This window comes from Pseudomonas sp. FDAARGOS_380 (assembly GCF_002591235.1).
GTDB classification, from domain to species: domain Bacteria; phylum Pseudomonadota; class Gammaproteobacteria; order Pseudomonadales; family Pseudomonadaceae; genus Aquipseudomonas; species Aquipseudomonas salmasensis.
Window position 1 is genome coordinate 2,425,955 of sequence record NZ_CP023969.1, and the last position, 12,723, is coordinate 2,438,677.

Here is a 12,723-nt window from a genome sequence, read left to right on the forward strand (position 1 = left end):
CGCTTATCCCCGATGGGTTCCTGAGGGGCTCCGGAACAACCGACGGGTTACCCAGTCCAACGCCTGCGTTTACCCCTATACCCAGAGGTTGTTTCGATGAAGATTTCACGCGGTTTTGCCCTGTCCTGCCTGTTGACCGTGGCCGCCGGCCCGGTGTTCGCCGCAGGTTTCAGCCTTGGCGATGCAGCCAACGCCATTTCCGGCATGCAGGGTGGCAACAACAAGGCCGCTGCCGCCGCGCCTACGTCGGAAACGGCCGACCTGCTGACGGCCCTGACCTCGCAACTGAACATCACCCCCGAGCAAGCGGTGGGCGGCACGGGTGCCATGCTGGGTCTGGCCAAGAACAAACTCAGTGGCAACGACTTCTCGCAGTTGAGTAGCACTGTGCCGGGGCTGGACAAGTTATCGGGTAATAACGCATTGGGCAGCCTCGGTGCCTTGAGCGGGATGCTCGGCCAAACCGGCGGCAGCAAGACCAGCGGCCTGGACGGCCTGCTGGGTAACGTGAAAAGCACCAATGACTTGAACACCGCCTTCAGCGCCCTGGGCATGGACAGCGGCATGGTCGGCCAGTTTGCCCCGGTGATTTTGCAATACCTGGGCGGCGAGGGTGCCAACAGCTCCGTACTGGGCAAATTGGCTCAGGCGTGGGGCACCGGCAGCTAAAGAGGCTCCTCGCGCAGTTGTTCGATGCGCGCATCCTTTTCCATCCAGAGCTGGTTGACCCAGTTCTGGACGGTCTGGCGAAACGCCGGATCATTCTCGTAATCTCCTTGCCACAACGCCGGGTCCAGTTCGCGGGTGCGGATATCCACGATCACCTTCGGCACCGCGCCGCTGATCAAGTCCCAGAAGCCCGGAATCTTTTGCTGCGGGTACACCACGGTCACGTCGAGGATCGCGTCCAACTGTTCGCCCATCGCCGCCAGCACAAAGGCCACACCGCCCGCCTTGGGCTTGAGCAACCGGTTATACGGTGAAGCCTGTTGCGTGCGCTTGGCCTCGTTGAACCGCGTGCCCTCCAGGTAATTGACCACCGTGACCGGCTGGCGCTTGAACAGCTCGCAGGCCTCCTTGGTGATCTTCAGATCCTGCCCTGCCAGCTCCGGGTGCTTGGCCAGGAACGCCTTGGTGTAGCGTTTCATGAAGGGGTAATCCAACGCCCACCAGGCCAGGCCGAGAAAGGGCACCCAGATCAGTTCTTTTTTCAGGAAGAACTTGAAGAACGGCGTGCGCCGGTTCAATGCCTGGATCAGCGCGGGAATATCGACCCAGGATTGGTGGTTGCTGATCACCAGGTAAGAGGTATCGCCGCGCAGGTCCTCGCCACCGCGAATATCCCATTGGGTGGGGATGCACGCGGCGAAGATCAGCTTGTCGATCTCGGCCCAGGTCTCGGCGATCCACATCACCGCCCATGAGGCATAGTCACGCGAGCGCCCTGGCGCCACCAGCTTGAGCAGGGCGAAGACCATCAAGGGGCCGATCAGGATCAGCGTGTTGAGTAACAGCAGCAGTGTAACCAGACAGCCGGTGAGCAGGCGGCGCATAAGCAACTCTTGGAATTCTGTGGGCGGGCCATGATAAGCAAGGTGAGTCTAGAGGCCAAATCGCAAAATCGCGCACGAATGTTTCACACTGTGCGCGATATGCTCGGTCATCCAACTAAGTGCTGTGTTTGCGGTCTAGACTCCGCCCACTTCTTTCGAGGAAATCCTGCCGTGAAATTACTCCTTGCCGCGTTTGCCCTGGTTGCCGTACCTGTCATGGCGGCCGAGCCGACCCTTTACGGTCGCTACGAATACATCCAGTTGCCGGAGATCGGCCAGACCTTCAAGGCCAAGATGGACACCGGCGCGCTGACCGCCTCGCTGTCGGCGCGTGACATCGAAACCTTTCAGCGCGACGGCGATGATTGGGTACGCTTCCGCCTCGGCGGTGAGGACGCCGGTAACAAGGTGTATGAGCACAAGGTGTCGCGCATCAGCAAGATCAAGAGCCGCGCCGACGAAGATGATGACAAGGACGAAGCCAGCGTGGCCAAGCGCCCGGTGATCGACCTGGAAATGTGCCTGGGTGACGTCAAACGCACCGTTGAGGTCAACCTTACTGACCGCAGCAGTTTCAACTACCCACTGCTGATCGGCGCCAAGGCCCTGCGTGAGTTTGGTGCTGCGGTAAACTCGGCGCGTCGTTACACTGCCGACAAACCGGACTGCTGATTGAGCCCATGCCGCACATCCTGATTGTCGAAGACGAAGCGGCGATAGCCGACACGCTGATTTTTGCCCTGCAAGGCGAAGGCTTCACCACCACCTGGCTGACGCTCGGCCAGGCGGCGCTGGAGCATCAGCGCCAGACCCCGGCGGACCTGGTTATCCTCGATATCGGCCTGCCGGACATCACCGGCTTTGAAACCTGCAAGCAATTGCGCCGCTTCAGCGAAGTGCCGGTGATGTTCCTCAGTGCCCGGGATGCCGAGATCGACCGCGTGGTGGGGCTGGAGATCGGCGCCGATGATTACGTGGTCAAGCCTTTCAGCCCGCGGGAAGTGGCGGCGCGGGTCCGGGCGATTCTCAAGCGGGTCGGCCCGGGTGTGGCGCCGACGCTGTTCCAGGTAGACCTGGAACGCATGCAGATTCTCTATCGCGGCCAACCCTTGAGCCTCACGCGCCATGAGTTCCGCTTGCTGCAAAGCCTGCTGGAGCAACCCGAGCGTGTGTTCAGCCGCGAGCAACTGCTGGACGCGGTGGGCGTACCTGCCGATGCCGGTTACGAGCGCAATATCGACAGCCATATCAAAAGCCTGCGCAGCAAGCTTCGGAGTGTGGCGGCGGACGCCGAGCCGATCCAGACCCATCGTGGCCTCGGTTATAGCTACAGCCCGAGCCACAGCTGATGCGCCTGGGGCTGCGGATTTTTCTGGTGTATGCACTGTTTATCGGCCTGACCGGCTACTTCGTGCTCAACACCGTGATGAAGGAAATCCGCCCCGGCGTGCGCCAGTCCACCGAAGAAACATTGGTGGACACCGCCAACCTGTTGGCCGAGATCCTGCGCGAGGACGTGAAGAACGGCACCCTCGGCCAGAGTCATTGGCCTGCGCTGCTCAAGGCTTATGGCAACCGTCAACCGGGTGCGGTGATCTGGGGGCTGCCGAAGAACCAGGTCAACCATCGCATCTACGTGACCGACGCCAAGGGCAGGGTATTGCTCGACTCCAGCGGTGAAGCGGTGGGCCAGGACTATTCGAAATGGAACGACGTGTACCTGACCCTGCGTGGCGAATACGGTGCGCGCTCCACCCGCAGTGACGCGGACGATGCCACCTCATCGGTGATGCACGTGGGGGCGCCGATTCGCGATAACGGCCAGATCATCGGTGTGGTCACGGTGGCCAAGCCCAACAGCTCGTTGCAGCCCTACGTGGATCGCACTGAGCGGCGCCTGTTGTGGTACGGCGCCGGGCTGGTCACCCTGGGGCTGCTGCTGGGCGCGCTATTGTCGTGGTGGCTGACGGCGGCGCTCAGGCGCCTTACCGCCTATGCCGAAGCCGTGAGCGAGGGCCACCGCGCCGAGTTGCCGCATTACCGCGGCGGCGAGCTCAAGCAGTTGTCCACCGCCGTGGAACACATGCGCACGCAGCTGGAAGGCAAGGCTTACGTAGAGCGCTACGTGCACACGCTGACCCATGAATTGAAAAGCCCATTGGCGGCGATTCGCGGAGCGGCGGAGCTGTTGCAGGGTGACATGAGCCGCGAGCAGCAGCAGCGTTTTGTCGGCAATATCGACAGCGAAAGCGCGCGCCTGCAACAGTTGATCGAACGCCTGTTGAACCTGGCCCAGGTGGAGCAGCGCCAGGGTCTGGAGGAGCAGTCGAGCATTCCTTTGGCCGCGCTGGTTGAGGATGTGCTCAAGGCTCAATGTGCGCGGATCGAAGGCGCCGGCTTGCACGTCGAGCAGGCCATCGCCGCTGATGTGAAGGTGGTTGGCGAACCCTTCCTGCTGCGCCAGGCCCTGGGCAACCTGTTGGACAATGCCCTGGATTTCACCCCGCCGGGCGGCACGCTGAGGTTCAGCGCCCAGGTGCAGCATCACGAGGTGCAGGTCAGCCTGTTCAACCAGGCGCAGGCAATTCCCGACTACGCCTTGCCGCGCCTGAGCGAGCGCTTCTACTCGCTGCCGCGCCCGGCCAGCGGGCGCAAAAGTACGGGCCTGGGGCTCAACTTTGTCGAGGAGGTGATGAAGCTGCACGGCGGCTCGTTGCAGATCGGCAACGTACCCGGCGGCGTGCGAGCGGTGCTGCATCTCCACACAGTCTCCACATTGCCCACATAAATCCCTCATACCGGCTGGGCAGACTCTCCCCATCAAAACAGGGAGAGACCCATGAACCGCAACCTGCTTTTCAAATTGGGCGCGATTGCGCTGCTGATCCTGCTGTTGCTCATTCCGTTGCTGATGATCAACGGCATCATCAGCGACCGTCAGCAATTGCGCGACGGCGTGTTGATGGACATTGCCCGCAGTTCAAGCTTTGCCCAGCGCCTCACCGGGCCGGTGATGGTGGTGCCGTATCGCAAGACCGTGCGTGAGTGGAAGCTCAATGAGAAGCTCAACAAACGCTACGAAGAAACCCGTGAAGAACGCGGCCGTCTGTATTTCCTGCCGGACCGTTTTGAGCTCGACGGCAAGGTGCAAACCGAACTGCGCTCGCGGGGTATCTACCAGGCACGGTTGTTCCATGCCGACAACCGTATCAGCGGGCGTTTCGAGTTGCCTGCGCAGTTGGGGATCACCGAAGACTTTGCCGATTATCGCTTTGAGCCGGCGTTTCTGGCGGTGGGCATCAGTGATATTCGCGGCATTGAAAACGCGCTGAAGCTGGAACTGGGCGAGCAGCGGCTGGAGTTCTCGCCAGGCTCTCAAGTCGACTGGCTGGGCGAGGGCGTGCATGTGACGCTGCCCGAGCAGGACAGCAAGAAACCCGCCGTGGTGGAGTTCGCCTTCGACCTGCGCCTGCAAGGCACCGAGCAACTGCAAGTGGTGCCCGTGGGCAAGACCAGCCAGGTGTCACTGGCGTCCAACTGGCCGCACCCGAGCTTTATCGGCAACTTCCTGCCGGCTCAACGTGACGTCACCGACCAGGGTTTCAGCGCCAATTGGCAAACGACATTCTTCTCCACCAACCTGGAACAAGCCCTGCAGAACTGCCTCGACGGGCAAGGCTGTGAAAACTTCAGCAACCGCAGCTTTGGTGTGAACTTCATCGACCCGGTAGACCAGTACCTCAAGAGCGACCGGGCGATTAAATATGCGCTGTTGTTTATCGCCCTGACCTTTGCCGGCTTTTTCCTCTTCGAGGTGCTCAAGAGTCTGGCGGTGCACCCGATCCAGTACGCTTTAGTGGGCGTCGCACTGGCGTTCTTCTACCTGCTGCTGTTGTCGTTGTCCGAGCATCTGGGCTTTGCCCTGGCCTACCTGATATCCGCCAGCGCCTGTGTGCTGTTGATCGGCTTCTACGTGTGCCATGTGCTGCGCAGCGTTGCCCACGGCTTGGGGTTTTCGGCTGGGCTGGCGGCGCTGTATGGCTTGCTGTACGGGTTGCTCAGTGCCGAGGATTACGCGCTGTTGATGGGCTCGCTGTTGCTGTTTGGCTTGCTGGGCACGGTGATGGTGCTGACACGCAAGCTGGATTGGTATGGGGTGGGTAAACGCAAGGTGGAGCAAGGGCAATGATCGGACTGCGCGAAGACCAGCAAATGAAAGCCAAGATGGTCAACTTCCTCGCCAACGCCACCTTCCACTGTAGGAGCGAGCTTGCTCGCGAAGAACGCAAGAACACCGCGTTTAACCAGACGACCCGCGTTATCGTTGATGATTTTCGCGAGCAAGCTCGCTCCTACAGAGGCGGCTGAGTCTGCTGCATCGAAGGCCGCTGGCTGACCTCGGCGTACCAGGCGGCGAGCTTGGGAGTGTCCGAGCGCCATTGCAGATCCGGGTGGCGAAAGTCGATATAGCCCAGTGCACAGGCCACGCTGATGGCGGCGATGTCGAAGTGGCTGGCCAGTTCGGCAATGGCGTCCCGCTCCAGTTCGGTGAGGGCGCGGCGGATCTTGTTGCGCTGTTCTTCCAGCCAGGGCGCCCAGTGTTTTTCTGGCGGGCGCATGGCGGTTTCGTAACGCACCAGCACGGCGGCATCCATGATGCCGTCAGCCATCGACGCCAGGGTCAGGCGCCGCCAGCGGGCCGAGCCGTCGCGTGGGATCAGCGGGTTGCCGACATGCTGGTGGTCGAAGTAATCGAGGATCACCCGGCTGTCGTGCAGTACCGAACCGTCGGCCAGGCGCAGGGCCGGGATTTTGCCGGTGGGGTTGCCTTGCACCACATCGGCGTCCGGGGTGATGGGCGTGGGCATGCAAGCGTGCAGGGCCACGCGGTCCTGTTGGCCGGTCTCGATCAGCAGCACGCGGACTTTGCGCACGAAGGGTGACGCCGGGTTGTGGAACAAGGTCATGCTGGGCGCGGACATGGGCATTCCTCTGTAGGAGCGAGCTTGCTCGCGAATAACGCCAACGATAACGCAGCTCACCGGGTTTAACGCGGTGCTCTCGGGTTTTTCGCGAGCAAGCTCGCTCCTACAGTAGTTTGTAGACGGCAATGGCCGCGGGTATGCCCAGCCCGATCCAACTCAAAGAATCCCACCACCCATCCCCCAGCAGCGCCGCAAACAACCCGGCGGCACTGAGCAGGCCAATCCCCAGCGGTAGGGCAAACACCTTCCAGAAATTCGACTGCCGCGGCTTCATACCTTGGCCGCCTTGCGCCGCACGATCCATAAGTAAATGCCGCTCACCAGCACGATGATGGTCAACACATCCAGCACCGCCCACAGGACCTTCATCGGCATGCCGCCGTAATCACCAAAATGCAGGGGTTGGGACATGCCCATGGCGTCCATGTACCACGGCCGTTCGGCGATGGCGGTGACGGCCAGGGTGCTGGCATCGATCAGGACCGGTGTCAGCAAGTGGGAGGTCAGGTGCGTGCTGCCCTTCATGAACACGGCGTAATGATGTTCGCTGGAAAAGCGCGTGCCGGGGAAGGCGATAAAGTCCGGCTCCATACCCGGTGCGGCCTTGGCGGCAATGCTCAACAGCTCGGTGGCGGGTGCGCGCTGGGTCAGCGGCGGGGCGTTCTTGTAGGGTTCGATCATGGCGCTGAGGCTGTCCTGGCGCCAGGCGGCGATGATCAGGTCGGCGCAGGCGCTGATCACGCCAGTCACCCCCACCACCAGCGCCCAGGTCAAGGTGACCACGCCGATCAGGTTGTGCAGGTCGAGCCAGCGCAGGCGAGTGGATTTGTCCTGGCGCACGGTGGCGAACTTCAAGCGGCGCATGAACGGCAGGTACAACACCGTGCCCGAGATAATCGCCAGCACAAACAGAAGGCCCATGAACGCCAGCAACAACTTGCCCGGGAGCCCAGCAAACATATCCACATGCAGGCGCAGCAGGAACAGGGTGAAGCCCCCATTGGCAGACGGCATTTCGACGGTTTCGCCAGTGCGGGCATCGAGCATGAAGGTGTGCGACGAGTTCGGCTCCGTGCCGGCGGTGGCCGCCATGATCGCGATCACGCCGTTGTTGTCGTCTTCGTCCCAGGCCAGGTACTGCATGGCCTCGCCGGGGCGATGGGCCTGGGCTTTGGCGACTAGCTGCTCGAGGTTGAGCCGGGGCGTATCGGCAGGCATCTGCGCCAGTTCGGGCTCGTTGCCCAGCAGGTGGTCGATTTCGTGGTGAAACACCAACGGCAGGCCGGTGAGGGCGAGCATCAGCAGGAATACGGTGCAGATCAGGCTGGTCCAGGTGTGGATGAAGGACCAGCGGCGGATGGTTGTGCTTTTCATCACGGCTCCAAAGGCAAAAGGGCCGCGGTTCAGGCGGCCCTTTATCAGCGGTTTTTCACCGTCTTAGAATTTGTAGTTCACGCTGGCTACGACGTTACGTTGGTCGCCGTAGTAGCAGTAGAAACCATCGCAGGTGGACAGATAGTCCTTGTTGAAGATGTTCTTGGCGTCGACGGCCACCGTTACGCCCTTCATAACATTGCTTACACGGCCAAGATCGTAATGCACCGAGGCGTCGTAGACGGTGTAGGACCCTACGTGGCCGAGTTCGGTGTTGGCAGCGTTGCCGTAAGTGTCACCGACATACCGTACGCCCGCACCTACACCGAAACCGTCCAGCAGGCCGCTGCGCCAAGTGTAATCGGCCCATCCTGTGGCTTGATTGCGAGGCAACTGGTTCAGACGATTTCCTTTTTCAGCGGCTGCGCCTTGGGTGATTTCGCTATCGTTATAGGTGTAGGAGCCCACCAGCTTTAGGCTTTCAGTAACGTCTGCGCTGGCTTCAAGTTCCAAGCCGCGAACCCGAACCTCGCCAACTTGGCGCGTGATGCTGCCTTCTGTAACCGAGGTGTTCTGCTGAGTCAGGTCGAACACCGCTGCGGTAAACAAGGCTTTGGTGCCAGGTGGCTGGTATTTGACACCGACTTCGTATTGCTTGCCCTCAGTTGGTTTGAAAGCCCCCGTGCTGGCTACTTGAGTGCCTGAACCCGCCTGGAATGACTCGGCGTAAGACAGGTACGGAGTAATGCCGTTGTCGAAGACATAGCTCAGCGCGGCGTTACCGCTGAAATGCTTGTCACGTTGAGTATTGGTGGCGTCGTTCAAGTTGTGGAAGATGGTGCCTGTGTGTACCCAGTCTTCGCGTCCGCCGAGGGTCAAGCGCCAGTTATCGAGGGCCATCTGGTCTTGAACATACAGACCGGTCTGCTGGGTTTTTTGGTTGTAGTCATACATGGTGAAGTACTGGACCTTGGAAAAGTCCTGTCCGTACACCGGTCGATTGAAGTTAATAGTGGGTACACCGCCTGAACCCCATAGCCAGCGTGCATTGCTGTCGGAGCGCTGGTGGTCGAGACCAAGCAACAGGGTATGACTTACAGGACCGGTCTGGAAGTTAGCTTGAAAATTGTTATCGACTGCGAACTGGCCGATGTCCTCATCGACCTTGCCGGCGGAGCGACTTACGTTGCCGTCGGCATCAACTGCAGCTTCCGGGCCATTCGGAAAGAACGCGCCCCCGGCGGTAAGGCCCTGGAACGACAAGTCGTTCTTGGTATATCGCAGGTTCTGGCGGAACTGCCAAGTGTCGTTCAGGCGCGTTTCAAACGCGTAGCCCAGGGCGTAGTAAGTGCGGTCATAGAACTCCCAGTCTGGATCGCCCAGGTTCTTATGATGGGAAATCTTGCCAGCTGGCGAGCTCAATTTGGTGCCTTGCAGCGGCAGGAACTGACCGGTGATACCGGTATCGTCGCGAGTGAATTGGGTGAGCAAGGTCAGCTTGGTGTCGTCGTTGATATTCCATGTGAGACTGGGGGCAACGTTGTATCGCTTGTCCGGGATGTGGTCTACCGCCGTATTGCTGTCGCGCACGACGCCACTGATTCGGTAAAGGAACTGGCCTTCGTCGTCGATTTTGCCGGTGCTATCGAAGTTGATCTGCTTGTGGTTGTTGCTGCCTGCCTGCACTTCAATTTCGTTTGAGCTTTCGGCCTCGGGGCGACGGCTAACCATATCCAGCAAGCCGCCGGGTGGGGTTTGCCCGTAGACCGACGAAGCGGGGCCTCGCAGCACGGCGATGCGTTCCAGATTCCAAGTATCGATTTTCGGCGTGGCGTAGTTACCCTTGGGCAAAGGCAGACCATCGAGGAATTGGGTCGGGACAAAACCGCGAACCAGTAACCAATCACTGCGCGAATCGGAGCCATAGCCACTGCTCTGCACGCCGGCCGTGTAGCGCAGGGCGTCATTAAGGTTGAGAACGGAGCGGTCTTCCATTTGCTGGCGAGTAATGACCGTGACGGAACGGGGCAGCTCGGCGATAGGAGTATCAGTCTTTGTGCCCGCCGCTGTGCGAGTAGCGACATAGCCATCCACCGGTCCCCAGGCACTTTCATAGTCGCCCTGGGCAATGATGCTGGTCTCGGGCAACGCCACAACCCCTTGCGGAATCGCGGCCAAGGTAAAAGTCCCCGCCGTACTCTGCTCCAACTGCAGCCCCGTCCCCCGCAAGGCCTCACGCAACGCGCCCTGCGCATCGAACTGGCCTTTGACCGGTGCCGAGGTCTTGCCGGCGGCGAGTGCGGGGTTGAGGGTCAGGGCCAGGCCGGCCTGGCTGGCGATCTGGTTCAGGGTGGTGGCGAGTGGCGCAGCGGGCAGGTTATAGGCGCGCACACTGGAGGCTTGTTCTGCGGCGATCAGCGGGGTGCTGGCGAGCGGGGCGCTGAGGGCGATCGCCACGGCTAACAGGCTGGGGCGCAACAAGGTGTCTAGCGTGCGGGACATACGGGCGGCTCCTGAATGGAAATATTTCTCAATTGCCTAGGTGCCGAGCGAGAATCGAAAAGTGATAGGGCCAAGTGAAAAAATTTTACTGAGGTGTGCTTGAGGGCCTCATCGCAGCATAGGTATCTACACAACTTCGGCACGACGCTATTGCTCCCTTGAGGATTAGACAGCCGACGCCTATCTACCTGACACACCACGATCAAACTGTGGGAGCGGGCTTGCTCGCGAAGGCGGCCTGACAGCCGACACAGTTATACCGAGTACATATCCATTTCTGCGGTAACGGCCACTTAGGGTTCCGCCCTGACGGCGGCTCACTTTTGAAAAGAGCCCAAAAGTAAGCAAAAGGCTCTTGCCCCACCACTCGGCACCTCGCTTAGGCTCGGTGTGCCCGTAATCCGACAGCGATTTGGGGGGCCGCCGCCACGCGCCATCCATGGCGCGGGGCGGCTAAACCGGCATCCCTGCCGGTTTACCCCCCAAATCCCTGTCGAATTCCGGCCAGCGTGGTTTAACGGGGCGCCTAAGATCAAAAGCAGATCAAGATCAAGAGCGACTCGCTTCGCATCGTGGTTACCGTCGGCAGCTACAGGCTACAAAGTTGTGTAGATACCTATGCTCATCGCAGGCAAGCCAGCTCCCACAGTTGATGGTGTTCGCAGTTCAAAATGTGGGAGCTGGCTTGCCTGCGATAGCAATCGCCCAGGCGCTGCAGGACCTAAGGCTTACCCTTGACGGTCACCCACCACGGCGTGTGCTGCTCGATCTGCACCGGCAAGGTCGGCAACAGCGCATTCAATGCCAACGTGGTGTCGTGCAGCGGGAAACTGCCGGTGATGCGCAAATCGGCCACGGACTTATCCACACCCAGGTAGCCGGTGCGATAGCGCGCCAATTCCTCGATCACATCCCCCAGCCGGGCGTTGTCGACCACCAGCATGCCGCGGGTCCAGGCATCGGTTCCCGGGGTGACGGCCAGCAATGAGCCAAGGCCGTCGCTGCGCATCAGCACCTGCTGGCCCGCCTTGAACACCTGTTCCTGGTGCAACGCCTCGGGCTGGGCGGCCACGGCTGACTGCAACACACTCAGGCGCGTGGCATCGTCTTCGCGCTTGACGATAAACCGGGTGCCCAGCGCCCGCAGACTGCCGTCGCGGGTTTGCACGTAGAACGGGCGTGAATCGTCGTGGCCGGTTTCGACGAGGATTTCGCCTGCCTGCAACACGATCAAGCGGCGTGTTTCGTCGAAGCGCACATCAATGGCGCTGTGGGTGTTGAGGTTGACCCGTGTGCCGTCCGCCAGTTTCAGCGTGCGTTGTTCACCGGTGGCGGTGCGTTGGTCGGCCAGCCAATAGTGGATAGGTACGTAACGCTCACCGGCAAACAGCGCCAGGCCGCACACCACAACGATACTGGCCAGGCCCCGGCCCAGTTTGCGCACGCGCTGGCGGATGCCGTGGCGCGATTGCAGCAGCGCCGCCCGGGCCGGGCCCGAGGCCACGCTGAAACGCTGGTCGAGCATGCCTAACTGGCGCCAGGCGCGCGCATGTTCCTCATCGCTGGCCAGCCACTTGCTGAACTCTTCCCGTTCCACCGCGCTGCCGTTGCCAGAGTCGAGGGACAGTTGCCAGGCAATCGCGGCATCCAGCACGCGCGACGACACCGGTTTGGAGCCGATGGCAGTCACGACGGCTCGCCATACAGTGCGATGTAGCACTGGCGAATGCCCTGGGCCAGGTATTGGCGCACGCGGGGCACTGACACGCCCAAGCGCTGGGCGATTTCGGCGTGGCCCAGGCCGTCGAGGCGGTTATAGAGAAACGCGGCGCGGGCCTTGCTCGACAGTTTGCCGAGCAGGCGGTCGATGGCCTTGAGGTCTTCGAGGATCAGTTGCTGGGCTTCCGGCGAAGGCTGCTCGCTTTCCGGGATCAGCATCAATTCGGTGAGGTAGGCCTGCTCCAAAGCTGCACGACGGAAGTAGTCGAACAGCAAACCCTTGGCGATGGCCACCAGGAACGCCCGCGGTTCGCGGGGCTCGCGCAGCTCATCACGGCCCAGCAGGCGCATGAAGGTGTCCTGGCTCAGGTCTTCGGCACGGCTCGGGCACGCCACGTTACGTCGCAGCCAAGCCAACAGCCAGCCACGGTGGTCGCGATATAACGCACCAACAAGCTCACTGCGTGGGGTCTGGACCGACGACAAGGCATCACCGAATAAACAAGAGGTTTAAACTAACGAGAATTATTCGCGATTGTCGCAGAGGCGTGGAGTGGGCGCAATTGGCGTCTGTCGGGAGATCGTCCCCA

Annotated in this window: 13 protein-coding genes; 6 read left to right on the plus strand and 7 right to left on the minus strand. The window is 61.0% G+C overall.

The features are described from left to right. Positions 1-96: 96 nt before the first annotated feature. The gene (locus CRN80_RS11415) at positions 97-669 is read left to right on the plus strand and encodes a DUF2780 domain-containing protein (protein ID WP_098950167.1); all 573 of its coding nucleotides are present in this window, start codon (positions 97-99) and stop codon (positions 667-669) included. Here the strand turns inward: CRN80_RS11415 and CRN80_RS11420 are convergent. Further along, on the minus strand, positions 666-1,553 hold the full coding sequence (locus CRN80_RS11420) for an acyltransferase (protein ID WP_032894964.1): 888 nt from the start codon (positions 1,551-1,553) through the stop codon (positions 666-668). The genes CRN80_RS11415 and CRN80_RS11420 overlap by 4 nt on opposite strands. Before the next feature lie 171 nt (positions 1,554-1,724). Between CRN80_RS11420 and CRN80_RS11425 the strand changes: the two genes are divergently transcribed. From CRN80_RS11425 to CRN80_RS32095, 5 genes are read left to right on the plus strand one after another with little or no spacing between them, the layout of a single operon-like run. After that, positions 1,725-2,225 carry an ATP-dependent zinc protease gene (locus CRN80_RS11425; protein ID WP_098950168.1) on the plus strand — a complete coding sequence of 167 codons (501 nt, stop codon included), beginning with the start codon at positions 1,725-1,727 and terminating at the stop codon, positions 2,223-2,225. An 8-nt stretch (positions 2,226-2,233) separates the two neighbouring features. Then, positions 2,234-2,902, plus strand: a complete 669-nt coding sequence (creB, locus tag CRN80_RS11430; protein WP_034133934.1) for a two-component system response regulator CreB — start codon at positions 2,234-2,236, stop codon at positions 2,900-2,902. Continuing rightward, positions 2,902-4,341: a two-component system sensor histidine kinase CreC gene (creC, locus tag CRN80_RS11435; protein ID WP_098950169.1), complete on the plus strand. Its 1,440-nt coding sequence runs from the start codon at positions 2,902-2,904 to the stop codon at positions 4,339-4,341. Before creB ends, creC begins: the two co-directional genes overlap by 1 nt. Before the next feature lie 51 nt (positions 4,342-4,392). Beyond that, positions 4,393-5,742: a cell envelope integrity protein CreD gene (gene creD, locus CRN80_RS11440; protein WP_098950170.1), complete on the plus strand. Its 1,350-nt coding sequence runs from the start codon at positions 4,393-4,395 to the stop codon at positions 5,740-5,742. Then, positions 5,739-5,921, plus strand: coding sequence for a hypothetical protein (locus tag CRN80_RS32095; RefSeq protein ID WP_169918556.1), 183 nt, complete (start codon positions 5,739-5,741; stop codon positions 5,919-5,921). Before creD ends, CRN80_RS32095 begins: the two co-directional genes overlap by 4 nt. On the opposite strand, the gene CRN80_RS11450 is transcribed toward CRN80_RS32095, so the two are convergent. The 6 genes from CRN80_RS11450 to CRN80_RS11480 all read right to left on the minus strand — a co-directional run bounded on the left by CRN80_RS11450 (position 5,906) and on the right by CRN80_RS11480 (position 12,619). After that, positions 5,906-6,535 carry a glutathione S-transferase family protein gene (locus CRN80_RS11450; protein WP_032894974.1) on the minus strand — a complete coding sequence of 210 codons (630 nt, stop codon included), beginning with the start codon at positions 6,533-6,535 and terminating at the stop codon, positions 5,906-5,908. The two genes, CRN80_RS32095 and CRN80_RS11450, sit on opposite strands and share 16 nt — an antisense overlap. A 106-nt stretch (positions 6,536-6,641) precedes the next feature. Then, positions 6,642-6,812: a hypothetical protein gene (locus CRN80_RS31210; protein ID WP_098950171.1), complete on the minus strand. Its 171-nt coding sequence runs from the start codon at positions 6,810-6,812 to the stop codon at positions 6,642-6,644. Continuing rightward, the gene (locus CRN80_RS11460) at positions 6,809-7,912 is read right to left on the minus strand and encodes a PepSY domain-containing protein (RefSeq protein WP_098950172.1); all 1,104 of its coding nucleotides are present in this window, start codon (positions 7,910-7,912) and stop codon (positions 6,809-6,811) included. Before CRN80_RS11460 ends, CRN80_RS31210 begins: the two co-directional genes overlap by 4 nt. Positions 7,913-7,975: 63 nt before the next feature. After that, on the minus strand, positions 7,976-10,414 hold the full coding sequence (locus CRN80_RS11465) for a TonB-dependent siderophore receptor (RefSeq protein ID WP_098950173.1): 2,439 nt from the start codon (positions 10,412-10,414) through the stop codon (positions 7,976-7,978). 721 nt (positions 10,415-11,135) lie between these two features. Beyond that, the gene (locus CRN80_RS11475) at positions 11,136-12,104 is read right to left on the minus strand and encodes a FecR domain-containing protein (RefSeq protein WP_098950174.1); all 969 of its coding nucleotides are present in this window, start codon (positions 12,102-12,104) and stop codon (positions 11,136-11,138) included. After that, positions 12,101-12,619, minus strand: coding sequence for an RNA polymerase sigma factor (locus tag CRN80_RS11480; protein WP_003194824.1), 519 nt, complete (start codon positions 12,617-12,619; stop codon positions 12,101-12,103). The genes CRN80_RS11475 and CRN80_RS11480 overlap by 4 nt, the downstream gene beginning before the upstream one ends. Positions 12,620-12,723: the final 104 nt, after the last annotated feature.

Bases quoted from the DNA above. Each gene is read 5' to 3' on its own strand.
- CRN80_RS11465 (WP_098950173.1), bottom strand. From the start codon at position 10,414: ATGTCCCGCACGCTAGACACCTTGTTGCGCCCCAGCCTGTTAGCCGTG.
- creC (WP_098950169.1), top strand. From the start codon at position 2,902: ATGCGCCTGGGGCTGCGGATTTTTCTGGTGTATGCACTGTTTATCGGC.
- creB (WP_034133934.1), top strand. From the start codon at position 2,234: ATGCCGCACATCCTGATTGTCGAAGACGAAGCGGCGATAGCCGACACG.
- CRN80_RS11415 (WP_098950167.1), top strand. From the start codon at position 97: ATGAAGATTTCACGCGGTTTTGCCCTGTCCTGCCTGTTGACCGTGGCC.
- CRN80_RS31210 (WP_098950171.1), bottom strand. From the start codon at position 6,812: ATGAAGCCGCGGCAGTCGAATTTCTGGAAGGTGTTTGCCCTACCGCTG.
- CRN80_RS11460 (WP_098950172.1), bottom strand. From the start codon at position 7,912: ATGAAAAGCACAACCATCCGCCGCTGGTCCTTCATCCACACCTGGACC.
- CRN80_RS11420 (WP_032894964.1), bottom strand. From the start codon at position 1,553: ATGCGCCGCCTGCTCACCGGCTGTCTGGTTACACTGCTGCTGTTACTC.
- CRN80_RS32095 (WP_169918556.1), top strand. From the start codon at position 5,739: ATGATCGGACTGCGCGAAGACCAGCAAATGAAAGCCAAGATGGTCAAC.
- creD (WP_098950170.1), top strand. From the start codon at position 4,393: ATGAACCGCAACCTGCTTTTCAAATTGGGCGCGATTGCGCTGCTGATC.
- CRN80_RS11450 (WP_032894974.1), bottom strand. From the start codon at position 6,535: ATGTCCGCGCCCAGCATGACCTTGTTCCACAACCCGGCGTCACCCTTC.